This window comes from Salipiger marinus (assembly GCF_035481585.1).
Classification (GTDB): domain Bacteria; phylum Pseudomonadota; class Alphaproteobacteria; order Rhodobacterales; family Rhodobacteraceae; genus Salipiger; species Salipiger marinus.
Genome location: NZ_JAYKSL010000017.1, coordinates 38,476 through 65,326 on the forward strand (window position 1 = coordinate 38,476; position 26,851 = coordinate 65,326).

Sequence of the window (26,851 nt, forward strand, 5' to 3'; positions counted from 1 at the left end):
CTGAAGGCCGTCAGCCCCGGGGACCGCCCCACGTCGTCAGTTGCAAGGATCTGCTCTATGCCAAAGAGCGCGCCCAAGCCTCTCTGCGGAAGCGCCGCTTCAGACGGCGTTCTGCCTGCACCCGTCACCGGTCAGCCCAAGAGCGACAGCACGATGCTGGCGGAGCTGTTCAGCGGGCTCGCGGCCACGGCGCTGCGCGTCAGGTAAAGGCGCCGCATCTCCTCCAGCTTGTCGCTGCTGGCCAGATCCGCCAGCTGGTCGGTGCCGAACACCCGCTCTGCCCGCTGTTTCAGCTTGACCAGCTGCTGGTCGATGTCCAGCGCGCCGAAACTGTCGGGAAAGCCGAACATCGTCTCGAACACCTCGCGCAGCGGGGTGGAGGCCATGACCGAGAACCAGCGTGAATCGTTGGTCCTGCCATTGGCGACCACCGTGCTCAGCTCCCGGTCCAGCGACAGGGCAAGGCGCAGGGTGGGGTCGGCCTCGCCCACCTGAATTTCGAACTGCCGGTCGAGGTAATTTTCGACGATCTGTTCGGCGAAACCCGCCGGATAGCTGCGGCGCGGATCGGTTTCGGGGAAGGTGAAGGCCTGGGCAAAGACCTTCACCCTCGGGTCGGGATGCACATTGGCGAGCGAGGTGGGGTCTGACAGGTCAGAGGACAGCACCCGGTTGGCAAAGGGCACCCGGTCGGCGGATTGCGGGAAATCGAAGAAGTCGAAGCTCGCCAGCATCAGGGGGATGTCGCTGAACAGATCGGCAGGCTTGGCGATCGGCGCCGCGCGCGCCGCGACGACCGAGGTGAATTTCTCCAGCGTGCTGGTGAAGGCCTCGCCTGCGTCCTCCGCCGCTGCGCGTGCCGCAAAATCGAACACCCCGGCAAGCGCGGCATAGCGCGGATCGCTCTGGCTGCGCGCGACCGAGTCCGGATCGGACAGGTTCGATGTCAGTACGTCGCGCAGGAACTGGGTGCGGTAGATGTCATTGCCCAGCCCGAACATGTCCAGCGTGTCGCGCAGCAGATCATCCTCTGCAAAAAGCGTGTCCACATCGGTGACCTTGGCGGCAAGCCCGGAAAACTCTTCGGCATAGCCATAGATCGTGCCTTCGCTGGCGGTTTTTCCGGCCAGATCGAAGGCCTGCGCCAGCTGCGCATAGCGCGGATCGGGCAGGCGGTTGGCAAAGGAGTCAGGGTTGCTGACATCGGATTCCAGCACCTGTTTCAGGAAGTAGGTGTTGCGCATGTCCGCTTCGAGCCCGAAACTGGTGAGTGTCGCGCGCAGCAGGGCGGTATCGGACAGCAGGTCGTCCGCCTGCCTGATCTTGGCAAGCTGGTCCAGCACATCCTCCCCCGACCGGGCCTGCGGCAGCTCTGCGCCGTTGCCTGCGAAGTTGAAGGCGCGGGCCAGCGCCAGATACCGCTTGTCGGCCAGACGGTTGGCCAGCGACCGGCTGTCACCGAGATCGGAGTCGAGGATTTTCGAGATGAAGGCGCGGTTGTCCAGATCATCCTCCAGCCCGAAGGCCCCCAGCGCCACCTTCAGCAGGCTGCGGTCGGCCATCAGATCGGCGCTGCTCTGCACCTCCTGCAGCTTTTCGACAAACTGCGTGGTTTCGCGCGCAATGACGGGGGATTTGGCCAGCAGCGCCTGCTGGGTTTCGCGCGTGCGGGACAGGAAACTGTATCCGGCAAGGCCGGTGCCAAGAACGGACGGGGCGAAAACCATCTGCACCTCCTGCATCGGCCCGCAGCGCGGGCAGGGTTGACCAGACCCTAGGGCACAGATCTTAACATCGCGTTTGGTCCACCAGGGTCCAAGGCCAGATGTCAGGCTCAGAAGGCCAGCGCCTGCCCGTCCTTGCGCGGATCGGATCCGGCGACATAGCCGCCCGCCATGCGCCGGATCAGCTGCGCGCCGCCAAAGCCGAAGACGGCATCGGGGCTTTCGCGGACAATCTCGTGCCCCAGCGCGGCCAGATCCGCGGCAAGCTGGTCGTCAAAGCCGCTTTCCAGCGCCAGCCCGCGCCCCGCCGTGACCCGCCAGCGCGGCGCATCGGCGGCGGCCTGCGGGTTCTGGCCAAAGCCCAGCACCCGCAGCGCCATCTGCAGATGCCCCTGCGCCTGCATCGGGCCGCCCATCACGCCAAAGCTCATCACCGGCGCGCCGGTCAGATCGGTGGCGAAGGCGGGGATGATGGTCTGGAACGGCTGCTTGCGCGGCGCCACGATGTTGACATGGCCGGGGGTCAGGCTGAAGCCTGCGCCGCGATTCTGCAGCGAAATCCCGGTGCCCGGCACCACCACGCCAGACCCGAAGCCCATGTAATTGGACTGGATGAAGGACACCATGCGCCCCTCGCGGTCGGCCACGCTAAGATAGACCGTGCCGCCGGGGCCGGGGGTGCCGTGGCCGGGATCGCCCGCGCGAGCGGGATCGACCAGCGCCGCGCGGCTGTCCAGATAGCGATCGGTCAGGAAGGCCTCGGGCGCGTGGCGCATCCGGGCGGGGTCGGTCACATGTTCGGCGGCATCCACCAGCCCCAGCTTCGTGGCCTCGATCGCCAGATGATGGGTGCGCGCGTCATCGACCGCCGCTGCCTGCCAGTCGAGCCGGTCGAGCACGCCAAGGCCGATCAGCGCGCCAAGCCCCTGACCGTTGGGCGGAAGCTCGTGGATCAGGTGATCACCGAAGCGGGTGTGCAGCGTGTCCACCCATGCGGGCTGATGCGCGGCCATGTCCTCGGCAGTCAGATGGCCGTCATGGGCTGCGGCATGATCGGCGATGCGCTGCGCCAGCGCGCCCCGGTAGAAACTTTCGCCTTCGGTCTCCACGATGCGGCGCAGGGTGGCCGCGTGACCGGGCAGGCGGATGCGGTCCCCGGCTTTGGGCGCGCGCCCGCCGGGCAGGAAACAGTCGGCAAAGCCCGGCTGCGCGGACAGCGCCTGCCCGCCCAGATGCCAGAGCCGGGCGATCACCGGGCTGACCACAAACCCTTCCTCGGCGAAGCGGAGGGCGGGGGCGGCGATCTGGCCCAGCGGCAGCGTGCCGAAGCGGCGCCAGAGCGCGATCCAGCCCGACACCGCCCCGGGCACGGTGACCGAGGGCCAGCCGCGTTCCGGCATCCGGCTTTGCCCGGAAAAAAGCTCGGGGCGCCACGCGGCGGGGGCGCGCCCCGAGGCATTGAGCCCCGAAAGCCGCGCGCCGTCCCAGACGATGGCATAGGCGTCCGATCCCAGCCCGCAGCCGGTGGGTTCCACCACCACCAGCGCCATGGCGGCGGCAATGGCGGCATCCACGGCGGTGCCCCCGGCCTGCAGCATCGCCATGCCCGCCTGTGCGGCCAAGGGCTGCGAGGTGGCGATGGCGCAGTCGCCGCTGACCGGCTGACGGGTGGAGGGATAGGGCAGGGAGGGATCGAACATCGGGCGCTTTCGGCTGGCGCCGCCCCAGGACGGGCGGCGCCAGCATGATCCGGCATCCCGCGCGGGGATGCAACGCGGGCGCTACTGCACCGCGCGGATGGGGGGATAGGCGGCGCGGAAGCGGGCATAAGCCTCGGCATAGGCCGGAACCAGTGCGGCGACCGGATCCACCACCTCCGCCGTGGCGGGCGGGGTCAGCACCACCTCCGGCGCCTCGCCGGTGGCAGCCATGCGCCCCAGCCGGGCCGCGCCAAGGGCCGCGCCGAATTCACCCTCTGCCGGCAGATGCAGCGGCAGATCCAGCACGGTGGCCAGAAGCCGCAGCCAAGACCGCGATCTTGTGCCGCCGCCGATGGCGAAGAGATGCGGCAGATCGGCCCCGGTGGCGCGCAGCGCCTCGGCGCTGTCCTTCAGCCCGAAGCTCACGCCTTCGAGCACGGCGCGGGTCATGTCGTCGCGCGTGGTCTCGGTCCCCAGCCCGGTGAAGGCGCCACGGATTTCGGCATCGTTATGCGGGGTGCGTTCGCCCGAAAGATAGGGCAGGAAGCGCGGCTTGCCCGGCGGCGGCGGCATCTCCGCCAGCCCGGCGGTCAGATCGGCGGGGCGCTGTCCGGTGATCCGCGCCAGCCAGTTGAGGCTGTCGGTGCAGCTGAGCATCACGCCCATCTGATACCAGCGCCCCGGCACCGCATGGCAGAAGCTGTGCAGCGCCGTTTCGGGGGCGGGGTGATAGCCGTCGCGCGCCGCCAGCAGCACGCCGGAGGTGCCCAGCGACACGAAGCCCTGACCTTCGTGCAGCGCGCCGATGCCGCAGGCGGCGGCGGCATTGTCGCCCGCACCCCCCGCCACGGCGACGGGCTGCGTGAGGCCCCATGCGGCGCGCAGATCGCGGCGCAGATCACCTGCGCGCTCGGATCCTTCCACCAGCCGGGGCATCTGGTCGCGGCGCATCTGCCCCGCCTCCAGCAGTGCCTCCGACCAGTCGCGCGCGCCGGTGTCGAGCCACGAGGTGCCCGCGCTGTCGGACATGTCCGCGACGTGATCGCCGGTCAGATAAAGGTTCAGATAGGCGGCAGGCAGCAGCACCCGCGCCACCTGCGCAAAGATCTGCGGCTCGTGCGTCGCGACCCAGAGCAGCTTTGGCGCGGTGAAGCCCGGAAAGACGATGTTGCCCGACAGCGCCCGCAGCTGCGGATCGGCGTCAAGCCGCGCCGCTTCGGCAAAGCTGCGGGTGTCGTTCCACAGGATGCAGGGCCGCAGCACGCGGTCCTGCGCATCCAGCAGCGTGGCGCCATGCATGTGCCCGGCCACGCCGATGCCGCGCAGACCCGCCCATGCGGGATGGGCGCGCAGGTCGGACACGGCGCCTTCCAGCGCCCCGATCCAGTCGGCGGGATCCTGTTCGGACCAGCCGGAGCGGGGATGCTGCACCTCGTAATGCCGTTCGGCACTGGCCAGCGGCACGCCGCCCGCGTCGGTCAGCAGCGCGCGCAGCCCCGAGGTGCCAAGATCGATGCCCAGAAAGCTCATCTCAGGCGTCCAGATAGATCTTGATGGCGGCTTCTGCCCCCTCGGCCCAGATCAGCCGCAGCCAGTCCGCGAAGAGCCCGGCAAATTCGGCATTGCCCGCGATCTCGCCATAGACGGCGCGCTGGCCCAGCCACAGCTCGGGCTGGTCCTTGGCCTCAGCCGCAAGGGCGGTCAGCGCGTCCCAGTTGGGATCGTTGGGGGCGATGGCGGTGCCATCCTCGAAGGTGCCGAAGGCATAGCGGCACCACAGCGCGGATTCGAGCGCGAGCCCCGTCACCGGCACGCCCGCGCGGAGCCCGTCGGCGATGGAGGGCACGATGAATTTCGGCTGCCGGTTCGACCCGTCCAGACACAGGCGGCGGATCGTGTCCTTGACCGCCGGATTGGCGAACCGGCCCTCGATCAGCGTCAGATACTCGGCCGGGGTGAAATCCGGCACGGCATGGACATGCGGCAGGATTTCGGTGGTTTCGACCTTGCGCAGGAAGGCGCTGACCAGCGGATGCGCCATGGCATCATCGGCGAATTCGCAGCCCAGCAGGGCGCCAGCATAGGCGATGATGGCGTGACCGCCGTTCAGGATGCGGATCTTCATCCGCTCGTAATCATGCACGCGGTCGGTGAAGGTGACGCCGACCTTTTCCAGCGCGGGGCGGCCCTGCGGGAAATTGTCCTCCAGCACCCATTGCCGGAACGGCTCGCAGGTGACGGGAACCGGATCCTCCAGCCCGAAGCTGGCGGCCAGCGCGCGTTCGCCATCGCCGGTGGCGGGGGTGATGCGGTCCACCATGCCGTTCGGAAAGGCGACATTGGCCACGATCCAGTCGGCAAATTCCGGATCCTGCAGCCGCGCCGTGCCCGCCACCGCGTCGCGGGTGACATGGCCATTGCCGGGAATGTTGTCGCAGCTCATCACCGTGAAGGGGGCAAGACCCGCCGCGCGGCGCGCCCGCAGCGCCGCCACGATTGCGCCGAACACGGTGCGAGGCGCCTCGGGGGAGGCGCCATCCGCCACGATGTCGGGATGGGTCGGATCAAAGGTGCCGGTGGTGGCGTCGACGTAATAGCCGCCCTCGGTCACGGTCAGCGACACGATGCGCGTGGCAGGCTCGGCCATCTTGGCGGTCAGCGGCGCGTTGTCGGGGGCGACCTCGACAAAATCCACCATGGCACCGATGATGCGCGGGCTGGTGCCGTCGGCGGCAAGCTCGATCACCGTGGACAGGCAGTCCTGCGCGCGCAGCGCGTCGCGCATCTTGGCATCGGGGGCACGCACGCCCGCGCCGCAGATCGCCCAGTCATGGTCGAGCCCCAGCGCGAACAGATCATCCAGATAGACGGCCTGATGGGCGCGGTGGAAATTGCCCAGCCCCACATGGACGATGCCATGGCTGAGGGCCGCGCGGTCATAGGCGGGACGGGCGATGCGGGGGTCAAGCGCGTCGAGCCGGTCATCCTGAAGTTTCATGGGAGCCTCCGTAGCTCTGGTCTTCGGTGCCGCACGGGTCCGGGCGGCGGGGCGGGCTGCGGTCAGATCCGCAGGCCCTGCTTGTCGAAACGGTGAATCTTCGACGGGTCGGGGGTCAGGAAGATGCGGTCGCCATGTTTCACCGGCATCTCGCCATCCACCCGCACGGTCATCGGCGCGTCATTGAACCCGTGGTCATGCACATGCAGGAACGTGTCCGAGCCCAGATGTTCGGCAACGCCGACCCGCGCGGGCCACTGGCCTTCGGAGGTGGAGACCGCCAGATGTTCGGGCCGCACGCCGATGGTGGCCGCGCCATGCTGGGCCGCCACCTCGCCGCGCAGCAGGTTCATCTTGGGGCTGCCGATGAAGCCCGCGACAAATTCGTTGCGCGGCGAATGATACAGCTCCAGCGGGCTGCCCACCTGTTCGATATATCCGGCCTGCAGCACCACGATCTTGTCGGCCATGGTCATGGCCTCCACCTGATCGTGGGTCACATAGATCATCGTGGTGTCCAGACGCTTGTGCAGCTCCATGATCTCCAGCCGCATGCCGACCCGCAGCGCCGCGTCGAGGTTCGACAGCGGTTCGTCAAACAGGAAGGCCGACGGTTCGCGCACGATGGCGCGCCCGATGGCCACGCGCTGGCGCTGGCCGCCCGACAGCTGCCCCGGACGGCGGTCCAGATAGGCGGTCAGGTTCAGCGCGGCGGCGGCGGCATTGATGCGGCGGTCCTGTTCGTCCTGCGGCAGCCCCGCCATCTTCATCGGAAAGGCGATGTTCTTGCGCACCGACATATGCGGGTAAAGCGCGTAGGACTGGAACACCATGGCCAGACCGCGCTTGGCGGGCGGCATGTCGGTGGCGTCCTTGCCGTCGATGCGGATCTGGCCGGAGGACACGTCCTCCAGCCCGGCGATCAGCCGCAGCAGCGTGGATTTCCCGCAGCCCGAGGGGCCGACGAAGACCACGAATTCGCCGTCCTCGATGGTGAGATCCAGCGGCGGGATGACGTTCACTTCGCCGAAGCTTTTCGTCACCTTGTCAAGCGTGATGCGTCCCATATGAATGGTCCCCCCTTATTTCACCGCGCCAAAGGTCAGGCCGCGGACGAGTTGTTTCTGGCTGAACCAGCCCATGATGAGGATCGGCGCGATGGCCATGGTCGAGGCGGCCGAGAGCTTGGCGTAGAACAGCCCCTCGGGCGAGGAATAGGAGGCGATGAAGGCGGTGAGCGGCGCGGCCTTGGCGGCCGTCAGGTTCAGCGTCCAGAACGCCTCGTTCCACGCAAGGATGATGTTCAGCAGCACCGTGGAGGCGATGCCCGGAACCGCCATGGGCGTCAGCACATGGATCAGTTCGTTGCGCAGGCTGGCCCCGTCCATGCGCGCGGCTTCAAGGATCTCGCCGGGGATTTCCTTGAAATAGGTGTACAGCATCCAGACGATGATCGGCAGGTTGATGAGCGTCAGCACGATCACCAGACCGGTCTTGGTGTCCAGAAGGCCCACGTCGCGGAAGATCAGGTAGATCGGCACCAGCACGCCCACGGGCGGCAGCATCTTGGTGCTGAGCATCCACATCAGTACGTTCTTGGTCTGCTTGCCGGGCACGAAGGCCATGGCCCATGCGGCGGGAATGGCGATGATCAGACCCAGCAGCGTCGAGCCGAGCGAGATCACCACCGAATTCCAGAAATGCCGCACGTAGTTCGACCGCTCCTGCACGGTGGCATAGCTTTCGAAGGTCCAGGCAGAGCTGAGCACCTCGAGCGGGGTCTTGATCGCGTCGCCTTCGGATTTGAAGGACAGGATCACGGTCCAGAGGATGGGAAAGAAGATGGCGATGCCCACGGCCCAAGCGGCCACGGTCACGATCAGCTTCCGCCGGTTTGTCACGGCACGGGCCATGGTCAGATCTCCCGCGTCTGGGGGTGGAGGGGGGCGGCGCCGCAGCGCCGCAGGATCAGGCCGGACATTGCTCAGGCCTCCAGATTCTTGCCGATCATCCGCATCAGGAAGATCGCCACGATATTGGCAAGGATGATCGCCACGACCCCGCCCGCAGAGCCCATGCCCACGTCGAACTGCAGCAGCGACTGCATGTAGATGAGGTAGGTCAGGTTGGTGGAGGCCGTGCCGGGTCCGCCATTGGTGGTCACGAGGATTTCGGCAAAGACCGACAGCAGGAAGATGGTCTGGATCAGGATCACCACGGTGATCGACCGGGCCAGATGCGGCAGCATGATGTACCAGAAGCGCGACAGCGCGCTGGCGCCATCCATCTCTGCCGCTTCCAGCTGGTCCTGATCCAGCGACTGCAGCGCGGTCAGCAGGATCAGCGTGGCGAAGGGCAGCCACTGCCAGCTGACGATGCCGATGATCGACAGCAGCGGCGCCTGGCTCAGGAAGTCATAAGGTGCAAGCCCCAGCGCCTTGAAGGCATGGGCAAAAAGCCCGTTGACCGGGTTCATGAACATGTTCTTCCACACCAGCGCCGACACGGTCGGCATGACGAAGAAGGGCGCGATCACGAGGATGCGCACGATGCCCTGACCCCAGAACGGCTGATCCAGCAGCAGCCCCAGCAGCACGCCGCCCACGGTGGTGATCAGCAGCACGCCCCCCACCAGCAGCAGCGTGTTGGTCAGCGCTGCGGTAAAGGCCGGATCAGAGAGGAAATAGCTGTAATTGTCCCAGCCGGTGAACTCTTCCATTCCCGGCATCAGCAGGTTGTAGCGCAGGAACGAGAAATAAAGCGTCAGTGCCAGCGGCACGATCATCCAGCCCAGAAGCAGCAGCACGGCGGGCGAGATCATGACGCGGGCTGCGGCGCGGGAAGCTTTGGTGGCCATGGCGCGTCTCCCTGGGTCTGTCGTTGAGAATTGGGTGGGGGAAAGGATCCGGAGCCCGGCCGCTTTATGATCCGCGCAGGGGGCGCGCGGGCGGTCCGGGCTCCGGTTCCGCCGAAGGGGGAGGAAATTGCGGGCCCTCACGATCCCCGGGGGGCCCGCACCCTTCGGTGTTTACTTGATGTAGCCGGCGCGGGTCATTTCGCGCTCGGTCAGCTGCTGGGCCATGCTCAGCGCCTGTTCGGCACTGACCTGACCGGCAAGCGCTGCCGAGAACTGCTGACCCACTGCGGTGCCGATGCCCTGAAATTCGGGGATCGCCACGAACTGCACGCCGACATAGGGCACGTCGTCCACGGTCGGGTTCTGCGGATCAGCCGCGTTGATCGACTCCAGCGTCATCTGCGCGAAGGGCGCCGCGTCCAGATACTCCTGGTTGTCATACAGCGACTGGCGGGTGCCCGGGGGAACGTTGGCCCAGCCTTCCTTCTCGGCGACGAGGGCGGTGTATTCCTTGGAGGTTGCCCATTCCACAAAAGTCTTGGCCGCTTCCTCGTTCTGGGTGCCTGCGGGGATCCCGAGGTTCCATGCCCAAAGCCAGTTGCCGCGCTTGCCCAGACCGTTATCGGGAGCAAGCGCGAAGCCCACCTGATCCGCCACGGTGGATTCGTCGGGGTTGGTCACGAAGGAGGCCGCCACGGTGGCGTCGATCCACATGCCGCACTTGCCCGACTGGAACAGCGCAAGGTTTTCGTTGAAGCCGTTCGAGGACGCGCCCGGGGGGCCGTATTCGTTCATCAGCTCAAGGTAATCGGTCAGCGTGGCTTTCCATTCCTCGCTGTCGAACTGCGGTTTCCAGTCCATGTCGAACCAGCGCGCGCCATAGCTGTTGGCCATGGCGGACAGGAAGGCCATGTTCTCGCCCCAGCCGGCCTTGCCGCGCAGACAGATGCCATAGACTTCGTTGCCCTTGTCGGTCATCGCCGCCGCGGCTTCCTTGATGAACTCCCAGGTGGGGGCGTCGGGCATTTCCATGCCGGCGGCTTCCATCAGATCGCGGCGGTACATGACCATCGAGCTTTCGCCGTAGAAGGGCGCCGCGTAAAGCGAGCCGTCCACGGTCAGGCCGCCACGGATGGCAGGCAGGATGTCGTCCACGTCATAGCTCTCGGGAAGATCGTCAAGGCTCACCAGCCAGCCGCGCTCGCCCCAGATCGGAACCTCGTAGGTGCCGATGGTCATCACGTCGAACTGGCCGCCCTTGGTGGCCACGTCCTGCGTCACGCGCTGGCGCAGCACGTTCTCTTCCAGCGTCACCCATTCGACGGTGATGTCGGGATGGGCCTCGTTGAAGGCATCCATCAGGCCCTGCATGCGGATCATGTCGCCGTTGTTCACGGTGGCCACGGTGATGGTGGTCGATTGCGCCGCAGCAGCGGTGCAGAGCGCGCCCATGGCGCAGGCGCCCATGAGGGCGCGGAATGATAGAGTCATGGTAATCCTCCCGTTGATCACTGAGCTTTGAGCATATGCTCGCGTGATGGGCAAATGCTCACATCAAGACGCGACTCTGTCAAGCCTGATTTGACGGCGACGCGCTCAGGACGTGCTGAGAAGTTCTGCGGCGGTGACTTCGTCGGTGATCAGCCCCTGCATCAGCCGCCCTTCGAGGGCTGCGCGCAAGGGCTTGATCTTGCTGGCGCCGCCCGCGATGCAGATGACCGGGTTGGCATTCTGCGGCACGCGGACGCCGACCATGAAACGGTTGACGGGGTGATCCAGATAGCGACCCTGCGAATCAAAGATATGGCCGCCGATTTCGCCCGCAGCCCCCGCCGCCTGCACGCTGGCCAGCTGTTCGGCGCTGATGAAGCCGTCGACGAACAGCGGCGCGTCATCGGCCATCTGCCCGATCCCCACCACCGTCACATCGGCCCGCAGCGCCAGATCGCGCGCGCTGACCACATGCGGCAGCGCGCGGTAGGTCTCAAGCTCGGCGGGGCTGCGCGCGGTCACCGGGGCGGCCATGGGATAATGCGGCGCGCCGGTCTTGTCGGCGATGCGCATGATGACCTCGTAGAACGAGGCGGAGCCGTCGGGGGAGACGTTGCCGATCAGCGACACCATGCGGTGATGCCCGCCCGGCACGGTCTGCATCTGCTCGACCACCGCGCGCAGCGTCCGCCCGGTGCCAAGCGCGATCAGCTGCGGTGTGTCCTGCGCAAAGATCCGTTCCAGTTCGGGCGCGGCAAAGGAGGCGATGGCGCGCAGCGCGTCCTGCGAGGCCCCGGCGCGCGGCGCGACCCGCGCCTGCGTCAGCCCGAAGCGGCGGCGCAGCGCGCGTTCCAGTTCCAGACATTCGGCGATGGGATGGTCGATGCGCACCCGCACCAGCCCCTCGGCCACGGCGCGGGCCACCAGCCGCTGCGCGCGCTGGCGCGAGATGCCCAGATCCTCGGCGATCTGGTCCTGACGCAGCCCGCCCACATAGTAAAGCCACGCCGCCCGCGCCGCCAGATCGCGCGGCGGCACATCGCTGTCATCGGTGTTACGCTGGGCCATGGGCGGGCTCCGGGGACAGGATCTGCGGGCAGAGCGCGGGCAGATCGGCGAAGGAGGCGAAGCGGCGATGCGGCACGATCTCCGGATCCTCGGGCAGATCCATGCCCTGCAGATGGCTGCCGCCGGTGAACTGCCAGACCTGCATGCCCGCCGCGAGCCCGGCGGCGATCCCCGCCAGCGAATCCTCGATCAGCAGGCAGTGACGGGGGGCGACCCCGGCGCGGGCGGCGGCCAGCAGCGGCAGATCGGGCGCGGGCTTGCCGCGCGCCACTTCCGACGCGGTGGAGATGCGGCCCGCAAAAGCCGCCGCAAGCCCGGTCAGCCGCAGCGATTCCGCCACCCGCGCCGGGCTGGAACTGGTGGCCAGCGCATAGGGCACGGCAAGGCGCGGCAGCAGCGCGGCCAGATGCGGCATGGCGCGCAGCCCCTCTGCGGCGAAGGCGGCAAAAAGCCGGGCGCGGTAATCCGCCTCGAACCCAATGGGCAGGGCGATGCCGAAATCGCGGCGGATCTGCGCCAGCACCACCGGATAGCTGCGGCCCAGAAAATGTCGCGCTACATAGGGCAGATCCACCGTGACCCCGTGCTGGGCCAGTTCCGCCATCAGCATCCGCAGCGAGATGATCTCGCTGTCGACCACGACGCCGTCCATGTCGAACAGCACCAGCCGGACGGGCGCGGTCATGCCTGCGGCTCCTGCAGCAGCCGGGTCAGCCCCTGTTCAAAGGCGGCAAAACCCTCGGCCAGCCGCGTCTCGATCTCCTGCTGATAGGCAAGGGCAATGGGCAGCAGATCCTCCACCAGCGCGCAGCCTGCGGTGGTCAGTTCCAGCCGCACCAGCCGCCGGTCGGTTTCGTTCATCCGCTTGACGATATGGCCCGACGCCTCCAGCCGCGAGGCGGCGCGGCTGACCTTGGATTTCTCCATGGCGGCGTGTTCTTCGATGTCGCGCACCGAAACCGAGGCGCCCGCATGGGCCAGATGCGCCAGCACGCGCCATTCGGGAATGGTGATGCCGAAGCGCGCTCGGAACTGCCGCGCCAGCTCTTCGCTGGTGCGTTGTGCCGCCACCGCAATGCGGTAGGGCGTAAAGGCCCCGAGATCGAACTCGGTCAGGGCCGGACCCTTGGCATCGGTCATCTGGCGCTCCCTTTTGCGCCATATCGCCCGCAGCCATGGCAGGGTGCAAGCCCGTTCCTGAGTGGGGGGCGCGCCGGGGTCACTGTCCCGGCGCGCGGGCGGCTCAGATCACCCGGACCTGCGTGCCGATCGGGCAGAGCGCATAAAGCTCTTCGATCTTCTCGTTATAAAGGCCGATGCAGCCATCCGACGAGGGCCGCCCGATCTTGCGCGTGTCATGGGTGCCGTGGATGATATAGGCGGGCCAGCTCAGATACATGGCATGGGTGCCCAGCGGATTTTCCGGCCCCGGCGGGATCGGCTTCCAGTCGGGATAGCGTTCCATCTGCGACGCGGTGGGGGTCCAGGACGGGCCAACCTTCTTGCGCACGATGCTGGTATAGCCACGCTTGGTCAGCTCTTCGGAAATCGGCACCGAGGTGGGGTAAATCCGGTAATCGCTGCCATCTGCGGACCAGAAATGCAGCGCGCGCGACGCGGTGTCGGCCACCAGCGTGGCCTTGCCGAGAGTGTCGAAATGATCGCGCCAGTCCTGCATGCTGAAGCTGGAGGTGTTGCGGCGGGACTGCGCAAGGGCAAGCCCCGGCGCCGCCAGCGCCATGGTTCCGGCAAGGCCGCCCAGAGCGGCGCGACGGGTCAAACGGTTGGTCATCTGCTCTCCTTTCCCGGGGACGGATCCCCTTGGACTGTCCCCAGATCAGGCGTGGCTTAACGCAACCTTAACCCTTTGGGCCACCCCGGGCGGCGAAAGAAGCCGCCCAGGGCGGCGGAGGAAGCCGCCCGGGGAACGGGTTACGCCGCGTCCTCTTCGGGCAGCGGGGCGGTGCCGGTGGGCGCCTCGGCCATGGGCTGCGGCGCGGGCTGTTCGGGCAGCGGCGTGCCCGGCGGCACGGTGCCGGTGCCCGCATCGGCGGCGGGACGCACGATCACCTTGGTGCCCTTGGCCACCTGTTCGGCCAGATAGATGGAATCCTGATTGAACATGCGGATGCAGCCCGAAGACGTGGCATGGCCCACGGTCCAGGGCGACGGCGTGCCGTGGATGCGGTAAAGCGTGTCGCGCCCGCCCCGGAACAGATAAAGCGCCCGCGCCCCCAGCGGGTTTTCCAGCCCGCCCGGCAGGCCGTTGCGCACCGGGCCATAGGTTTCCGGATCGCGGCGGATCATGTTCTGCGTCGGCGTCCAGTAGGGCCAGTCGCGCTTGATCTGCACCGTGGCCGTGCCGGAAAAGCCCAGACCCTCGGCGCCCACGGCCACGGCATACCGCATGGCCTTGTTGTCCTCCATCACGTGATAGAGCCAGCGCGCGCCGGGATCGACGATGATGGTGCCCGGCTTCTCGTCGGTCCAGTAATCCACCACTTGCCGCTTGCGGTCTTCGGTCAGGTATTTGTCTTCGATGGCGGGAACGGTGATGCCGTTATCTTCGACCGACGCATACATCATGCGCGTCTCTTCGGAGATGGCGCCGGGCGTGTCGGGGGGCAGCGCCGCCTCCAGCGTGGCGCAGGCCTGCAGCGCGCAGAGGGCGGCAAGGGACAGCGCGGCTCGCACGGGGCGGCGAAGGCGATAGGCAAAAGTCATGCGGAAGTTCCGTGAGTTGAGGGGACAGGGCGCCGCGCGTCGCGTCGTCTGGGCAGCCGCAGGGCTGCGGGGAAAACTGGGACGGGGCAGGATGTCATGGATACCCGCTGGTGTAGCTGGCTTAAGAGAGCCTTAAGGTTCACCTTTCACCGGCGAGGTTCAAGGAGGAACAATGCGAATCCTGATAGTCGAGGACGACCCTGTGCTTTCCGAGGGACTGAGCGTCGGGCTTGGCCTGCAGGGATTTACCGCCGATCCGGTGGGCACGCTGGCCGATGCCCGTGCGGCATTGGCCGATTGCGCCTTCGAGGGCATGGTGCTGGACGTGATGCTGCCCGACGGGTCGGGGCTGGATCTGTTGGCGGAACTCCGCCGGGCAGGCTCGGCGCTGCCGGTTCTGGTGCTGACCGCGCGCGACCAGCTGCGCGACCGGGTGCAGGGGCTGGATGGCGGGGCGGATGACTATCTGGGCAAGCCCTTCGATCTGGAGGAACTGGCGGCCCGGCTGCGCGCCATCCTGCGCCGCGCCGAGGGCCGCCCCACAGCGCTGCTGCGCTGGAACGGGCTTGATCTGGATCCGGCGCGCATGACCGGCAGGCTTGATGGCCGCGATCTGGCCTTCAGCCGCCGCGAATTTGCCGTGCTGCACGCGCTGATGGAGCGTCCGGGGCAGATCCTGTCCAAATCCGCGCTGGAGGAGCGGCTTTATGGCTGGCAGGAAGAGGTGGAAAGCAACGCGGTCGAGGTGCATGTGCATCATCTGCGCGCCAAGCTGGGCCGCGCCTTCATCGAAACGGTGCGGGGCCTTGGCTATCGCGTCGCGGCGGAAGGATAGCCCATGTCGCTGCGGCTGCGCCTGTTCCTGATCCTCGTGCTGGCGACGGGCCTCGTCTGGACCTCCGCCGTGGTCTGGATCGAACGCTCCACCCGCGCCGAGGTGCAGCGGGTGCTGGATGCCCGGCTGGCCGAGGCGGCGCGCATGGTGTCCTCGCTGCTGTCGGACCGGCGCATCGCCATGGCCGAGGGCGGCGCGCCGGTGGCGGTGCCGCTGCAGCCGCATCCCGAGTATCAGCACCAGCTCTCCTGCCAGATCTGGTCGCTGCAGGGCACGCTGGTGGGCCGGTCCGAAGGGGCCCCCGACAGCGAACTGACCGGGGCGGCGGAGCCGGGCTATTCCGAATCGTCCGTCGGCGGCGAGCGCTGGCGCGTCTTTACCGTGCAGAACGAGGCGCTTGGCGTGCGGGTCATGGTGGGCGACAGCCTGACCGTGCGCGAAGGGCTGGTGGCGGATGTGCGCGACGGGCTGCTGGTGCCGCTGGCGGTGGTGCTGCCGCTGCTGGCCGGGCTGATCTGGGTCAGTGTCGGGCAGGGGCTGGCGCCGCTGGACCGGCTGGCGGGCAGCCTGCGCGCCCGCGATCCGTCAGAAACCGGGCCGCTGCCGCAGGGCGAGGTGCCCGCCGAGATCCGCCCCGTGCAGCGCGCGCTGGACGGGCTTTTTGCCCGGCTGGCCAAGGCGCGCGAGGCGGAGCGCGATTTTACCGCCTTTGCCGCGCATGAGCTGAAGACGCCGCTGGCCGGGCTGCGGATGCAGGCGCAGATTGCCCGCATGGCGCAGGACGGGGCGGTGCGCGACCGGGCGCTGCGCGCCATCGAGACCTCGGTGGACCGCACCGACCGTCTGGTGCGGCAGATGCTGGAACTGGCGGCGGTGGACCGTGCCGCACCCGCCCCGGGCGAGGTGGTGCCGCACCGTCTGGGCGAGGAGATCTGCGCGGGGCTTGCCCCCTTGGCCGAGGCGCGCGGCGTGTCCTTCGACATGCGGCTGGATCACGCGCCGCTGGCGCTGCGGTCGAGCCCGTTCCTGCTGCAGGCGGCGCTGCGCAATCTGGTGGAAAATGCCGTGCTCGCCTCGCCCGGGGGCGGTGTGGTGCGGGTCTGGCAGCAGGGCGCCGTGCTGCTGGTGCAGGACGAGGGGCCGGGCATGCCTGCGCCGCTGCGCGCGCGCGCCACCGAACGGTTCCTGCGCGGCCCCGGCGCTGCGGGGCAGGGCAGCGGGCTTGGCCTTGCCATTGCCGATGTCGCCATGGAACGGCTGGGCGGCGCGCTGGTGCTGCCCGCCGCGCTGCCGGGCCATGGCCAGCGGGCGGAGCTGCATCTGCCGGGCTGAGATGTGTTTGGGCAGGGGCGTTGGAAGAGGGGGCGCTGCCCCCGTCCGCCTGTGGCGGACTCCCCCGGGATATTTTTGCCAAGAAGAAGGGCGGGGTCAGCGGGCTGGGGCGCGCGCGGATTGCGGCAGCAGGTAGGGGCCCTGTGCGGGCGGGGTCGACACCCGCAGGTTGCAGCCATAGGCGCGGCCAAGCAGGTCGTCGCGCAGCACGCTTGCGGGCGGGCCCATGGCCAGAAGCTGTCCCTGCGCCAGAAGCGCGATCTTGTCGGCGAACATCGCGGTGAGGTTGAGATCGTGCATCACCGCCACCACGCCGCCGCCCGCATCGGCATAATCGCGCGCGATCTGCATGATCTGCAGCTGATGCGCGATGTCGAGGCTGGAGACGGGTTCGTCCAGAAACAGCCAGCGCGGGACGCCATGGGCGACGGGATCCCAGACCTGTGTCAGCACGCGGGCCAGCTGCACGCGCTGCTGTTCGCCGCCCGAAAGCTCCGGATAAAGCCGGGGCCCGTAGCCCTGCAGCCCGACCCGCGCCAGCGCCCGCGCGGTCAGATCCGGCCCGCCCGCAGCGGGGCCAAAGCTTTGCCCCAGCCGCACCACCTCGGCCACGGTGAAGGGAAAGGCCAGCGCCGTGCTCTGCGCCAGAACCGCGCGGCAGGCCGCCCGCTGCGGGCCGGGGGTGGTGGCCACCTCGGCGCCCTGCAGGCGGATCTGGCCGCGATAGGCCAGATCGCCACAGGCGGCGCGCAGCAGCGTGGTCTTGCCCGAGCCGTTGGGGCCGCAGATGGCGGTCAGCCTGCCGGGCCGGGCGGTGAGGGTGACGCCGCGCAGCACGGCGCGGCGGCCAAGGTTCACCTGCAGGTCGCGGATCTGCAGCATGGTCTAGACCTCCGGCAGGCGGCGGCGCAGCAGGATCGCCAGAAACACCGGCGCCCCCATCACCGCCGTGACGATGCCGATGGGCAGTTCGGCGGGGGCGATCAGGATGCGGCTGATCCCGTCGGCCAGCAGCAGCAGCGTGGCGCCCAGCAGGGCGGCATTGACCAGAAGGCCGCGATGGTCCGGCCCGGTGGCAAGGCGCAGCAGATGCGGCACCACGAGCCCGACAAAACCGATGCCGCCCGACACCGCCACCGCCGCCCCCACGGCGCAGGCGACGGTGAGGATGGCGTGGCGCTTCAGCCGCTCCACCGGCAGGCCCATATGGGCGGCGGCGGCCTCGCCAAGCGCCAGCGCGTTGAGTCCGCGCGCCAGCGACGGGGCGGCCAGCAGCGCCAGCGCCATCAGCGGCGCGGTGGCCAGAAGCTTGGTCCAGCTTGCCCCGGCCAGCGAGCCCATGCCCCAGAAGGTCAGGTCGCGCAGCTGGTCGTCATCGGCCATGTAGACCAGCACGCCCGACACCGCCCCGGCCAGCGCGCCAAGCGCGATCCCGCCCAGAAGCAGCGTTGCGACCGAGGTGTGCCCGCCGCGCGTCGCCATGGCGTAAAGCAGCAGCACCGCCCCCCAGCCGCCGCCAAAGGCCGCAACCGGCACCAGCCACGGGCCCGCGGTGGCGGCAAGCGCGGGCGGCAGCAGCCCGCCCAGCACGATGGCGGTGATGGCGCCCAGCCCCGCGCCCGCGCTGACGCCCACCAGCCCCGGATCGGCCAGCGGGTTGCGGAAGAGCCCCTGCAGCACCGCGCCAGACACCGCCAGCGCGGCGCCAACCAGAATGCCCGTCAGCAGCCGCGGCAGCCGGATGTCCCAGAGCACGACGCGGGCGCGCAGATCCAGATCGCGCCCGGCCAGCAGATCGGCCAGTGCATCGCTCAGCGACACCTCCGCCGCGCCCACGGTCAGGCTGGCCACAGCGGTGAGCAGCAGCAGCACCAGCAGCGCGAGGGTGGCGCGGCGGGCGAGCCGCCGCCGGTCGCCCGTGGCGGGCGGATCGGCCTCCAGCACCGCCATGGCTCAGCCCGCCGTCCGGGCGAGGGCTGCGGCAAGCGCACGCACCGTCTGCGGCAGGCGCGGGCCGAAGCCCAGCAGGGCCATGCCCTCCATCCGGACAAAGGCGCCGGTCTGCCCGGCGGTGGTGCTGGAGAGCGCGGGCGAGGCGCGCAGCATGGCATCGGTGATGGCCAGATCGCCGCTGCGGTCCATCATCAGGATGACCTGCGGATCGGCGGCAAGGATCGCCTCGTCGGTCACGGGCTTGTAACCGCTGAAGCCGGTCAGGGCGTTCTGCGCCCCGGCCAGATGCAGGATGCCTTCGGCGGCGGTGTCCTGCCCTGCGGCCATGATGCGCCCGCCCTGCATCGACAGGATGAACAGCACCCGCCGGGGCGGCGCCTTGCCAAGCGCCGCCTGCGCCTCGGCCAGCTGGGCCGACACATCGGCGGCCAGCGCCGCGCCCTTTTCGGGCACGCCCAGCGTGTCGGCCACGGCGCGGATTTTCGCCAGCACCGCCGCGCCGTCAAACCCGTCCGGCACCTCGATGACGGGAATGGCGGCCTCGCGCAGCAGCGCCATGGCCTCGGGCGGGCCTGCGCCCTCTTCGGTCAGGATCAGCGACGGGTTGACCGACAGCACCCCCTCGGGCGAGAGCGCGCGGAGATAGCCGACATCGGGCAGGGCGCGCGCCGCTTCGGGATAGTTCGAGGTAGTGTCGCGCGCGATCAGCCGCGACTCTTCCCCCAAGGCATAGACGATTTCGGTGACCGAGCCGCCAAGGCTCACGATGCGCTCTGCCGGTTCGGCGCGCAGGGCGGCGGCGAACAGCCCCAGCAGCGCGCCGCAGAGCAGCATCTGCAGCCACATCAGCGGCGTGACGCGGGGGATCATGCGGGCACCTCTGCGGCGCGGGCGGGCAGGCCTGCGACCAGATCGGCAAATTCCGCCATGCGGTCCTGCGGTTTGTGGGTGCCGAAGATCTGGCACAGGATGCGGCCCTGCGCATCGAACGCCTCGACCGAGGTGACGGGGCCGCGTCGGGTGGGTTTGTGCACCTCCCAAAGTTCGGCCACGTGATCGCCGCGCAGATGCAGGTTGAACCCCGGATCCAGCACGTTGAGCCATGACCCCATCCCTTCGACGCGCCGGATCGGGCCGGAATGGATCTGGATGCAGCCGGGATTGCCGACAAAGATCATGACGGGCAGGGCGCTCTGCGCCAGCCGGTCCAGCAGCGGGGCCATGGCCGAAGGGGCCAGCGCGCGGGCATAGGGGGCGCCGGCAAGGCGATAGGCGCCAAGGCGGTTCATCTTCAGCCGCGCCACCATCATCAGGAACTGGTGGGTGTCGGTCAGCCGGTCCCAGCCGGTGCGCAGATCCTCGGCCCGGTCGGGGCGCAGCTTCGCCGCTTCGGGGGCGGCGCGGGCATCGGGAACCAGCGTGTCTGGTGCATCGGACAGGGCAAGCTCTGCCACCAGCCCGGCCCATGCCGTATGGTCGGAGCGGTCGCGCAGGTGGATTTTGTGCACCGCGTCACCTGCGGCATCGAACACCTGCAGCGACCGGCGCGGGCCTGTGTCGGTCATCTCTTCGACGGCGAAGCCATGCACCCAGTGGCGCGGAAAGAGGCGCAGGTCGATCGCGCCGTTCAGCACCATGCAGGCATGATCGCCCGACTGGTAATTGCCGTAACGCCCGATCTTTTCATGCACGCAGCCTGCCATGCGGGTCAGCGCCATCACCTCGCCCAGACCTTCCACGGCGGGCATGAGCCGGTCGGGATGGGCGGTGATGCGGGTGGCGCCATGGCCCTGATGCGCGGCCAGAAGCTGGGCTTCGGCCAGTCCCAGACTTTCGGCGAAATCACGGGCGCGCGGGGTGGGGGCGTCGCGGCGGGCGGCGCGAATCTGGTCTGCCGTAAGGGCGGTGGCGGGGGCCATGTCTGTCTCCTGTCCCTGCATGAAGCGGAGGCATCTGGCTGACCCGAGGGAGCGGGGACTGGCTGGAGCGTGATACGTGCCAACGTATAGTTGACTTAAATACTCAGTTATCCTAAGCGATGCAAGCGTCTCCTGCCGCCGGATTGCGGCGGCGGGGGCCACAGCCTCCTTAACCCCAATGGCAGGCCGCCAGCGTCCCAGCGAGCAACCTTCTCTCGTCTCAGCGAAGGGACCACCCATGACCACCTTTTCCCTACGTGCCGGGCTGCTTTGCGGCGCGGCGCTTTCCCTTGTCCTGCCTGCGCAGCCCGTGTTCGGGCAGGATGCGCTGGATCTGGGCACCGTGCTGCTGCCCCGGTCCAAACGCGAGGTGCAGACCGGCACCGCCACCGCGCAGACCGTGGTGGATCAGGAGGAAATCGAGGACCGGCAGGCCTCCACCATCGCGGATCTGATCGATTCCGTGCCCGGTGTCAGCCTCATCAACGGCTCCAGCCCCTCCGGATCGGGCATCAACATCCGCGGCTTTGGGGCCAACAGCGCCTATGGATCCGACCAGAAGGTCGGGATCATCGTCGATGGCGCCAGCGTCGGAGCCGAGGAGCTTTATCGCATCGGCACCCAGCTTTACACCGACCCCGAGCTTTACAAGCAAGTCACCGTGGTGCGCGGCAGCGCGGACACGTTCGAATACGGATCGGGCATGATCGGCGGTCTGGTGAAGCTCGAGACCAAGGACGCGTCGGATTTTACCGGCGGGGCGCCGGGGGTGAAGCTGCGCCAGACCCTGCAATACAGCTCCAACGGCGATGAGGGCGTCAGTTCCACCATCCTTGCATGGCAGCCGACCCGGGAGTTCGAGCTTCTGGGCAATTACACATGGCGCAGCTATGGCGTGCCGGTGGACGGGGCAGGCGATGACATCACCAGCGACGGATCCACGCTGCCGTCATGGGCGCTGAAGGGGAAATACACCTTTGGCGCGGCCCGCAACCAGTATCTGAGCCTGTCGCTGGCCGATACCGAAAGCGAGGAACTGGACGTGCCCTATAACAGCCGCGCGGTGGCCACCGACAGTTTCGGCAATGTCGACCGGCGGGTGCGCAGCCGCACGGCGGTGCTGACCTATGGCTTCGACGCGCCGGGGACCGACCTCATCAACCTGACGGCGCAGCTGTCCCATGCCGATCAGGACATCGACAGCAGCTATGTCGAGGGATCTTCGCCGCTGGAGGGCACGCCATCCGAGCCGACGGTGCGGGCGCTGGGGGATGCCGACAACCGCTACCGCACCACCAAGTTCACGCTGAAAAATCAGGCACTGTTCGATACAGGGGGCGCGTCGCATGATCTGCGCGTGGGGCTGGAGCGCATCCGCAAGATCCGCGCCGACAATCCCGACGCCTCTGCCAGCGGCGGCACGGACTGGCGGTGGGCGCTGTTTGCGGTGGATGACATCCGCATTGGCAAAAGCTGGACCGTGACGCCCGCGCTGCGCTACGAACAGCAGCGCATCGGCGGCGATGGCTATGACAGTTTCGACAGTGATGCGGTGATGGGCGGGGTCACGCTGCGCTATGCCTTCGGCACTGGCTGGGCGGTGTTCGGCAGCGGCAGCTATACCGAGAACCTGCCGATTCTCGACGATCTTGGCACCGTGGCCTATATGGAGCAGTCGGAAAAAGCCGAAACCTACGAGCTGGGCTTTTCCTATGACCGCACCAGCCTTGTTGCGGCGGGGGACAGTCTTGCGGTCAAGCTCAACGCCTATGACACGCGGGTCTGGGACGTGACCTCCTATTCCGGGCTCGACCGGGTGCATCTGCAGGGGCTGGAACTGGAAGCGGCCTACAGCCTTGCGGGCGGGCTTTATGTCGATCTGGCGGCCAATGCGATGCGCGGGCAGGGCTATGCCAGCGGCAGATCCTCGGGCGATGATTTTCAGGGCATCCCCGCCGACACGCTGCGCCTGTCGCTGGGCAAACGCTGGGGCGAGGAGCTGGACACCAGCTGGGAGATGGTCGCGGCGGCGGATATGGACGACTGGACCACGCCGACGCCCGGTTATGCCGTGCACAACCTGCGCGCCACATGGTCCCCGCAGGCGGGCGCGCTGGCGGGCAGCGAGATCCGCTTTGGTCTCGAAAACGCCTTTGACCGCGAGTATCGCCAGCATCTGTCGGAAAACAACGCCGCCGGGCGCACCTTCAAGCTGACGCTGGCGCGCACTTTCTGACCCTTGGCCCCCGCGCACAGCGACTGTGCAGGCGCGGGGGCTGGTTCCTGCCGGTGCCAGGGTTAGGTTGGCGTCAAAGGCCGCGCCCTGATTGCGGGGGCGGCGCACGGACAAGGAGACGGCCATGGAACTTGGGCTTTACACCTTCGGCGATGTGGGCCGGAATCCGGTGACCGGCGAGATGGTGGATGCACCGACCCGCCTCAGCCGGCTGATCGAGGAAATCGAACTGGCGGATCAGGTCGGGCTGGACGTGTTCGGGCTGGGCGAGCATCACCGGCCGAATTACGCCATTTCCTCGCCCGCCACGGTGCTGGCGGCGGCGGCGCGCAGCACAAAATCCATCAGGCTCAGTTCGGCGGTCACAGTGCTGAGCTCGGACGATCCGATCCGGGTGTTTCAGCAGTTCGCCACGCTGGACGGGCTGTCGGGCGGTCGGGCCGAGTTGATGGTGGGGCGCGGCAGCTTCATCGAAAGCTTCCCGCTGTTTGGCTATGACCTTAACGATTACAACGAGCTCTTCGAGGAAAAGCTGGCGATGCTGCTGGCGATCAACGATCACGAGCTGCTGCGCTGGCCCGGCACGCAGTTCACGCCGAAAGTGGACCGCGCAGGCGTCTGGCCGCGCCCGGTCAACGGGCGGCTGCCGGTCTGGATCGCCGCCGGGGGCACGCCGCAGAGCATGGTGCGCGCGGGGGGGCTGGGCCTGCCGCTGGCGCTGGCCATCATCGGCGGCGAGCCGCGCCGCTTTGCCCCGCTGGCCGATCTTTACCGCCGCGCCGCTGCCGAGACCGGCCATGCCGCGCAGGCGCGGGTGTCGATGAACGTGCACGGATTTGTGGCCGAGGACAGCCGCCGCGCCGCCGATCTGTTCTTTCCGGCGCAGAAAGAGGTGATGGACCAGATCGGGCGCGAACGCGGCTGGGGTCCGCAGAGCCGCGCGCAGTTCGACGCGGGCACCGGCCCCGAAGGCGCGATGTTCGTGGGCTCGCCGGCGCAGCTGGTGGACAAGATCCTGAGCCTGCGCGAGGATCTGGGCTTTGACCGGGTGACGATCCAGATGGCCATTGGCCAGATCGAGCATGCCGAGATGCTGAAGGCCATCGAGCTTCTGGGCACGAAAGTGGCGCCCGAACTGCGCAAGGCGGGCTGAGCGGCGCGGGCGGGAGGGGGCGCTGCCCCCTCTTGGCCTGCGGCCAATTCACCCCCGGAGTTCAGGGGCAAGATGAAGCGGCAGCGATAACCTTGCGTCAGAGGCGGACGGCGCGCTGCTTGGCACTGGTCAGATGCGCCACCAGCGCCGCATCGGCGGCGGCGGGATCGCGCGCGGCCAGCGCCTCGATCAGGGCCAGATGTTCGTCCATGACCGAGACCACCAGTTCCGGCAGCATCCGGGTGTCTTCGTTGCGGATCAGCCGGATCTTGATCGAATTGATGCGGTAGATGCCGGAGATCAGGTCATTGTCCAGCGCGTCGATCATGCGGTCATGCATGTTCCAGTCCATCGCCTGCGCCTCGGCCAGCAGGTCCGGGGTCACGCCCTGCCGGGCTGTGGCGCGGATGACCAGATGGCGCTCGCGCAGCTCGGCCAGTTCCGCCTCCGGGGCTGCGGTGACGAAGTTGCGCACCGCCTCGCGCTCCAGCAGCAGGCGCAGCTGGAAGGCGTTGCGGATCAGGCCCATGTCGACCTGCAGGATCTGCAGCCCGCGGTTGGGGACGGTGCGGATCAGCCCGTCCGCCTCCAGCCGCGGGATCATTTCGCGGATGGCGCCAAGCGGCATGCCCGTCAGCTTCACCAGTTCCCGCTGGGAGACGAACTGCCCCAGCGAGATCTGCCGCGACAGCAGCTGTTCGGTGAAGGTCTCATAGGCCTGATCGCGCAGCGTCATCCGGGTCTCCTTTGGGTCAGCCGCGCTGAGCCTGCACTTTCGGGGCCAGCGCCGCAATGACCGAAGCGCTTGCGGGCTGCAGCGGCGCGCGGGTGTGCCGCCAGCCGTCATCCCCGGCCACGGCGCCCACCAGCCCCTTGACCAGCGGCGTGACCGGCACGGTCACGATCTCGTCCACCAGCGCGTTGAGCGCGGGGTTGGTCTGGCCTTCGCGGATCAGCGCGCCGATCACCTGCGGCATCAGGTTGCCCATGCCGCTGATCGCGCCCGCGCCGCCCAGCGGGGCCGCGCGTGCCAGCAGGCGTTCGTCGCCAATCAGGATCGCCAGATCGTCCATGGGCAGCAGCGGCGCGGTATGGTCCCAGCTGCCCGCGCTGTCCTTGACGCCGAAGATCGCCGCACCGCAGGCATCCTTGATCCGGCGGATCAGCGGCGCGTCGAAATGCACGCCGGTGACCTGCGGGATGTGATAGAGGATGATCTGCAGCTCGGTATCGCGCAGGCGGCGCACGAAGGCCTGCACCCAGTCGAAGAGCGCGTCCTCGGCGATGCCCTTGAAATAGAACGGCGGGGTCAGCAGCAGGCGCGTCACGCCCCGCGCCTGCGCGGCACGGGCCTGCGCCTCTGCGGTCTCCAGATCGCAGGCGACGATGGCGGCGGTCAGACGGTCGGCGGCGACACCGGCATCCAGCACGCAGTCCAGCATCGCCTTGCGGTCGGCCTGACCCAGCGAGGCGCCCTCACCGGTGGTGCCATAGAGCGTGATGCCATCCGCGCCTTCGGCCATGACCCGCGCGGCATGAGGGGCAAGACGGGCCAGATCCACCGCACCCTCGGCGGTGAAGGGGGTGACCATGGCGGCGGATACCCCGAAAAGATGGGCGCGCGGGGCTGCGGACAGGTCGGGCGCGGCGGGGGACGGGATCGGCATTTCAGTCTCCGGACTTTAGATGAACGACTGACATGTTGGCGTGTTGACGGTGAATTTGCAAGCGGTGACTTGCCGCTGCCGCGCGTCCTGCCGCCCGGGCTGCCGCAGCGCGCCTCAGCCGCCCCATGTCTGGCGCAGCACCCGCAGCCAGTTGCGGTAGCACAGCTTTTCCATCAGCGCCGCATCGACCCCGTGGCTGCGCAGCGCCGCGCGCAGGGCGGGCAGGCCCGCGCAGTCGCCGATGGCATGTGGCACCACCGCCCCGTCGAAATCCGAACCGAAGCCCACCCGGTCTTCGCCCAGCAGGTTCAGCAGGTGGTCGAGATGGCGCAGCAGGCTGTCGAGCTGCGTGTCGGGATCCATCCGCCCGTCGGGGCGCAGGAAGCCGGTGGCGAAGTTGATCCCCACCATGCCGTCGCTTTCGGCGATCCGGCGCAGCTGGCGGTCGGTCAGGTTGCGGCTGTGCGGGGTCACCGCCCATGCGTTGGAATGGGTGGCGACCAGCGGCGCCTCCGAAAGCCGCGCCACATCGTCGAACCCGGCCTCGTTGAGATGCGACAGGTCGATCAGGATGCCCAGCCGGTTGCAGGCGCGCACCAGCCGCTGCCCCGCCTCGGTCAGGCCCGGTCCGGTATCGGGGCTGGCGGGAAAGCGGAACGGCACGCCATGGCCAAAGATCGTGGGCCGCGACCAGACCGGCCCGAGCGAGCGCAGCCCGCGCGCATGCAGCGCCTCCAGCTCTGCCAGATCGGGGCCGATGGCCTCGGCGCCTTCCAGATGCAGCACACCGGCCAGCGCGGGGCCGTCCAGCGCCGCCTCCAGCGCGGCGGCGGTGGTGCAGGGCACCAGCACGCCCGCTGCCGCCAGCGCCTCGAAGGCGGCGACGCCCTCCCATGTCGCCTGCCGCGCCATGTCCTGCGGCAGCATCGGCGGCAGCGGCACGTCATAGCTGGCGGCGGTCATGTCGCCCACCGGCACTGCCGCCCGCGGGCCGGGATCGGGCACGAAGACCGCGAACATGCCGCCTGCCCAGCCTCCGGCACGGGCGCGCGGCAGGTCGATATGGCCGCCCGCGCCGCCCGCTGCCACCTGCGCCGCGCTGACATGGCCGCGCATCAGCCGCAGGATCAGATCGTTATGGCCGTCAAGGATCGGGGGCGTGGGTCGGGTCATGGCGGAGCCTTTCAGAAAATG

Annotated in this window: 24 protein-coding genes; 4 read left to right on the forward strand and 20 right to left on the reverse strand. The window is 68.4% G+C overall.

Annotation, left to right across the window (positions count from 1 at the left end):
• Positions 1–131: 131 nt before the first annotated feature.
• The 13 genes from VK682_RS19525 to VK682_RS19585 form a co-directional block, all read right to left on the reverse strand.
• Positions 132–1,727: a DUF1217 domain-containing protein gene (locus tag VK682_RS19525; RefSeq protein WP_324782432.1), complete on the reverse strand. Its 1,596-nt coding sequence runs from the start codon at positions 1,725–1,727 to the stop codon at positions 132–134.
• 107 nt (positions 1,728–1,834) lie between these two features.
• Positions 1,835–3,424: a gamma-glutamyltransferase family protein gene (locus VK682_RS19530; RefSeq protein WP_230794436.1), complete on the reverse strand. Its 1,590-nt coding sequence runs from the start codon at positions 3,422–3,424 to the stop codon at positions 1,835–1,837.
• An 81-nt stretch (positions 3,425–3,505) separates the two neighbouring features.
• Entirely contained in the window at positions 3,506–4,954 is a 1,449-nt protein-coding gene (gene xylB, locus VK682_RS19535; protein WP_230794437.1) for a xylulokinase, read from the reverse strand.
• A gap of 1 nt (position 4,955) precedes the next feature.
• Complete coding sequence (locus VK682_RS19540; RefSeq protein ID WP_230794438.1) at positions 4,956–6,422, reverse strand: mannitol dehydrogenase family protein; 1,467 nt, start codon at positions 6,420–6,422, stop codon at positions 4,956–4,958.
• A 62-nt stretch (positions 6,423–6,484) separates the two neighbouring features.
• Positions 6,485–7,489 (reverse strand): ABC transporter ATP-binding protein, encoded by a 1,005-nt coding sequence (locus VK682_RS19545; protein ID WP_230794439.1) that lies wholly within the window; start codon positions 7,487–7,489, stop codon positions 6,485–6,487.
• A 15-nt stretch (positions 7,490–7,504) separates the two neighbouring features.
• Entirely contained in the window at positions 7,505–8,335 is an 831-nt protein-coding gene (locus VK682_RS19550) for a carbohydrate ABC transporter permease (RefSeq protein ID WP_089848085.1), read from the reverse strand.
• Between the two features lie 71 nt (positions 8,336–8,406).
• Positions 8,407–9,279 carry a carbohydrate ABC transporter permease gene (locus tag VK682_RS19555; protein WP_089848083.1) on the reverse strand — a complete coding sequence of 291 codons (873 nt, stop codon included), beginning with the start codon at positions 9,277–9,279 and terminating at the stop codon, positions 8,407–8,409.
• Positions 9,280–9,450: 171 nt separating this feature from the next.
• A complete protein-coding gene (locus VK682_RS19560; protein ID WP_089848081.1) occupies positions 9,451–10,770 on the reverse strand; it encodes an ABC transporter substrate-binding protein in 1,320 nt (439 codons plus the stop codon).
• 105 nt (positions 10,771–10,875) lie between these two features.
• Positions 10,876–11,838: a sugar-binding transcriptional regulator gene (locus tag VK682_RS19565; protein WP_089848079.1), complete on the reverse strand. Its 963-nt coding sequence runs from the start codon at positions 11,836–11,838 to the stop codon at positions 10,876–10,878.
• Positions 11,825–12,523, reverse strand: coding sequence for an HAD family hydrolase (locus VK682_RS19570; protein ID WP_230794440.1), 699 nt, complete (start codon positions 12,521–12,523; stop codon positions 11,825–11,827). The genes VK682_RS19565 and VK682_RS19570 overlap by 14 nt, the downstream gene beginning before the upstream one ends.
• Positions 12,520–12,978, reverse strand: a complete 459-nt coding sequence (locus tag VK682_RS19575) for a MarR family winged helix-turn-helix transcriptional regulator (RefSeq protein ID WP_230794441.1) — start codon at positions 12,976–12,978, stop codon at positions 12,520–12,522. The genes VK682_RS19570 and VK682_RS19575 overlap by 4 nt, the downstream gene beginning before the upstream one ends.
• A gap of 103 nt (positions 12,979–13,081) precedes the next feature.
• On the reverse strand, positions 13,082–13,630 hold the full coding sequence (locus VK682_RS19580; protein WP_230794443.1) for a L,D-transpeptidase: 549 nt from the start codon (positions 13,628–13,630) through the stop codon (positions 13,082–13,084).
• 140 nt (positions 13,631–13,770) lie between these two features.
• Entirely contained in the window at positions 13,771–14,562 is a 792-nt protein-coding gene (locus VK682_RS19585; protein ID WP_089848071.1) for a L,D-transpeptidase, read from the reverse strand.
• A gap of 172 nt (positions 14,563–14,734) precedes the next feature.
• Here VK682_RS19585 and VK682_RS19590 point away from each other — a divergent pair, with 172 nt between their 5' ends.
• Both VK682_RS19590 and VK682_RS19595 read left to right on the forward strand, forming a co-directional pair.
• On the forward strand, positions 14,735–15,397 hold the full coding sequence (locus tag VK682_RS19590) for a response regulator (RefSeq protein WP_089848069.1): 663 nt from the start codon (positions 14,735–14,737) through the stop codon (positions 15,395–15,397).
• 3 nt (positions 15,398–15,400) lie between these two features.
• Positions 15,401–16,729 (forward strand): ATP-binding protein, encoded by a 1,329-nt coding sequence (locus tag VK682_RS19595; protein ID WP_230794444.1) that lies wholly within the window; start codon positions 15,401–15,403, stop codon positions 16,727–16,729.
• Positions 16,730–16,825: 96 nt separating this feature from the next.
• Here VK682_RS19595 and VK682_RS19600 read toward each other — a convergent pair whose 3' ends face one another.
• The 4 genes from VK682_RS19600 to VK682_RS19615 are packed head-to-tail and all read right to left on the reverse strand — an operon-like array spanning position 16,826 to position 20,601.
• Positions 16,826–17,611 (reverse strand): heme ABC transporter ATP-binding protein, encoded by a 786-nt coding sequence (locus VK682_RS19600; RefSeq protein WP_230794446.1) that lies wholly within the window; start codon positions 17,609–17,611, stop codon positions 16,826–16,828.
• Positions 17,612–17,614: 3 nt separating this feature from the next.
• Positions 17,615–18,679, reverse strand: coding sequence for a FecCD family ABC transporter permease (locus VK682_RS19605; RefSeq protein WP_324782433.1), 1,065 nt, complete (start codon positions 18,677–18,679; stop codon positions 17,615–17,617).
• A 3-nt stretch (positions 18,680–18,682) separates the two neighbouring features.
• Positions 18,683–19,552, reverse strand: coding sequence for a heme/hemin ABC transporter substrate-binding protein (locus VK682_RS19610; RefSeq protein ID WP_230794449.1), 870 nt, complete (start codon positions 19,550–19,552; stop codon positions 18,683–18,685).
• On the reverse strand, positions 19,549–20,601 hold the full coding sequence (locus VK682_RS19615) for a hemin-degrading factor (protein ID WP_230794451.1): 1,053 nt from the start codon (positions 20,599–20,601) through the stop codon (positions 19,549–19,551). Before VK682_RS19615 ends, VK682_RS19610 begins: the two co-directional genes overlap by 4 nt.
• 238 nt (positions 20,602–20,839) lie before the next feature.
• On the opposite strand from VK682_RS19615, the gene VK682_RS19620 reads away from it, so the two are divergent.
• Together VK682_RS19620 and VK682_RS19625 are read left to right on the forward strand one after the other, a co-directional pair.
• Complete coding sequence (locus VK682_RS19620; RefSeq protein ID WP_230794457.1) at positions 20,840–22,837, forward strand: TonB-dependent receptor domain-containing protein; 1,998 nt, start codon at positions 20,840–20,842, stop codon at positions 22,835–22,837.
• Positions 22,838–22,961: 124 nt separating this feature from the next.
• Positions 22,962–23,990, forward strand: coding sequence for an LLM class flavin-dependent oxidoreductase (locus VK682_RS19625; RefSeq protein ID WP_230794458.1), 1,029 nt, complete (start codon positions 22,962–22,964; stop codon positions 23,988–23,990).
• 97 nt (positions 23,991–24,087) lie between these two features.
• Here VK682_RS19625 and VK682_RS19630 read toward each other — a convergent pair whose 3' ends face one another.
• The 3 genes from VK682_RS19630 to VK682_RS19640 all read right to left on the reverse strand — a co-directional run bounded on the left by VK682_RS19630 (position 24,088) and on the right by VK682_RS19640 (position 26,830).
• Complete coding sequence (locus tag VK682_RS19630; protein WP_089848055.1) at positions 24,088–24,726, reverse strand: GntR family transcriptional regulator; 639 nt, start codon at positions 24,724–24,726, stop codon at positions 24,088–24,090.
• 16 nt (positions 24,727–24,742) lie between these two features.
• Positions 24,743–25,657 (reverse strand): dihydrodipicolinate synthase family protein, encoded by a 915-nt coding sequence (locus tag VK682_RS19635; protein ID WP_230794459.1) that lies wholly within the window; start codon positions 25,655–25,657, stop codon positions 24,743–24,745.
• 114 nt (positions 25,658–25,771) lie between these two features.
• On the reverse strand, positions 25,772–26,830 hold the full coding sequence (locus tag VK682_RS19640; RefSeq protein ID WP_324782434.1) for a dipeptidase: 1,059 nt from the start codon (positions 26,828–26,830) through the stop codon (positions 25,772–25,774).
• Between the last annotated feature and the right edge of the window lie 21 nt (positions 26,831–26,851).

Bases quoted from the DNA above. Each gene is read 5' to 3' on its own strand.
- VK682_RS19610 (WP_230794449.1), bottom strand. From the start codon at position 19,552: ATGATCCCCCGCGTCACGCCGCTGATGTGGCTGCAGATGCTGCTCTGC.
- VK682_RS19635 (WP_230794459.1), bottom strand. From the start codon at position 25,657: ATGCCGATCCCGTCCCCCGCCGCGCCCGACCTGTCCGCAGCCCCGCGC.
- VK682_RS19615 (WP_230794451.1), bottom strand. From the start codon at position 20,601: ATGGCCCCCGCCACCGCCCTTACGGCAGACCAGATTCGCGCCGCCCGC.
- VK682_RS19575 (WP_230794441.1), bottom strand. From the start codon at position 12,978: ATGACCGATGCCAAGGGTCCGGCCCTGACCGAGTTCGATCTCGGGGCC.
- VK682_RS19625 (WP_230794458.1), top strand. From the start codon at position 22,962: ATGGAACTTGGGCTTTACACCTTCGGCGATGTGGGCCGGAATCCGGTG.
- VK682_RS19540 (WP_230794438.1), bottom strand. From the start codon at position 6,422: ATGAAACTTCAGGATGACCGGCTCGACGCGCTTGACCCCCGCATCGCC.
- VK682_RS19640 (WP_324782434.1), bottom strand. From the start codon at position 26,830: ATGACCCGACCCACGCCCCCGATCCTTGACGGCCATAACGATCTGATC.
- VK682_RS19595 (WP_230794444.1), top strand. From the start codon at position 15,401: ATGTCGCTGCGGCTGCGCCTGTTCCTGATCCTCGTGCTGGCGACGGGC.
- VK682_RS19585 (WP_089848071.1), bottom strand. From the start codon at position 14,562: ATGACTTTTGCCTATCGCCTTCGCCGCCCCGTGCGAGCCGCGCTGTCC.
- VK682_RS19565 (WP_089848079.1), bottom strand. From the start codon at position 11,838: ATGGCCCAGCGTAACACCGATGACAGCGATGTGCCGCCGCGCGATCTG.
- VK682_RS19580 (WP_230794443.1), bottom strand. From the start codon at position 13,630: ATGACCAACCGTTTGACCCGTCGCGCCGCTCTGGGCGGCCTTGCCGGA.
- VK682_RS19550 (WP_089848085.1), bottom strand. From the start codon at position 8,335: ATGGCCCGTGCCGTGACAAACCGGCGGAAGCTGATCGTGACCGTGGCC.
- VK682_RS19560 (WP_089848081.1), bottom strand. From the start codon at position 10,770: ATGACTCTATCATTCCGCGCCCTCATGGGCGCCTGCGCCATGGGCGCG.
- VK682_RS19545 (WP_230794439.1), bottom strand. From the start codon at position 7,489: ATGGGACGCATCACGCTTGACAAGGTGACGAAAAGCTTCGGCGAAGTG.
- VK682_RS19590 (WP_089848069.1), top strand. From the start codon at position 14,735: ATGCGAATCCTGATAGTCGAGGACGACCCTGTGCTTTCCGAGGGACTG.
- VK682_RS19525 (WP_324782432.1), bottom strand. From the start codon at position 1,727: ATGGTTTTCGCCCCGTCCGTTCTTGGCACCGGCCTTGCCGGATACAGT.
- VK682_RS19555 (WP_089848083.1), bottom strand. From the start codon at position 9,279: ATGGCCACCAAAGCTTCCCGCGCCGCAGCCCGCGTCATGATCTCGCCC.
- VK682_RS19570 (WP_230794440.1), bottom strand. From the start codon at position 12,523: ATGACCGCGCCCGTCCGGCTGGTGCTGTTCGACATGGACGGCGTCGTG.
- xylB (WP_230794437.1), bottom strand. From the start codon at position 4,954: ATGAGCTTTCTGGGCATCGATCTTGGCACCTCGGGGCTGCGCGCGCTG.
- VK682_RS19530 (WP_230794436.1), bottom strand. From the start codon at position 3,424: ATGTTCGATCCCTCCCTGCCCTATCCCTCCACCCGTCAGCCGGTCAGC.
- VK682_RS19605 (WP_324782433.1), bottom strand. From the start codon at position 18,679: ATGGCGGTGCTGGAGGCCGATCCGCCCGCCACGGGCGACCGGCGGCGG.
- VK682_RS19620 (WP_230794457.1), top strand. From the start codon at position 20,840: ATGACCACCTTTTCCCTACGTGCCGGGCTGCTTTGCGGCGCGGCGCTT.
- VK682_RS19630 (WP_089848055.1), bottom strand. From the start codon at position 24,726: ATGACGCTGCGCGATCAGGCCTATGAGACCTTCACCGAACAGCTGCTG.
- VK682_RS19600 (WP_230794446.1), bottom strand. From the start codon at position 17,611: ATGCTGCAGATCCGCGACCTGCAGGTGAACCTTGGCCGCCGCGCCGTG.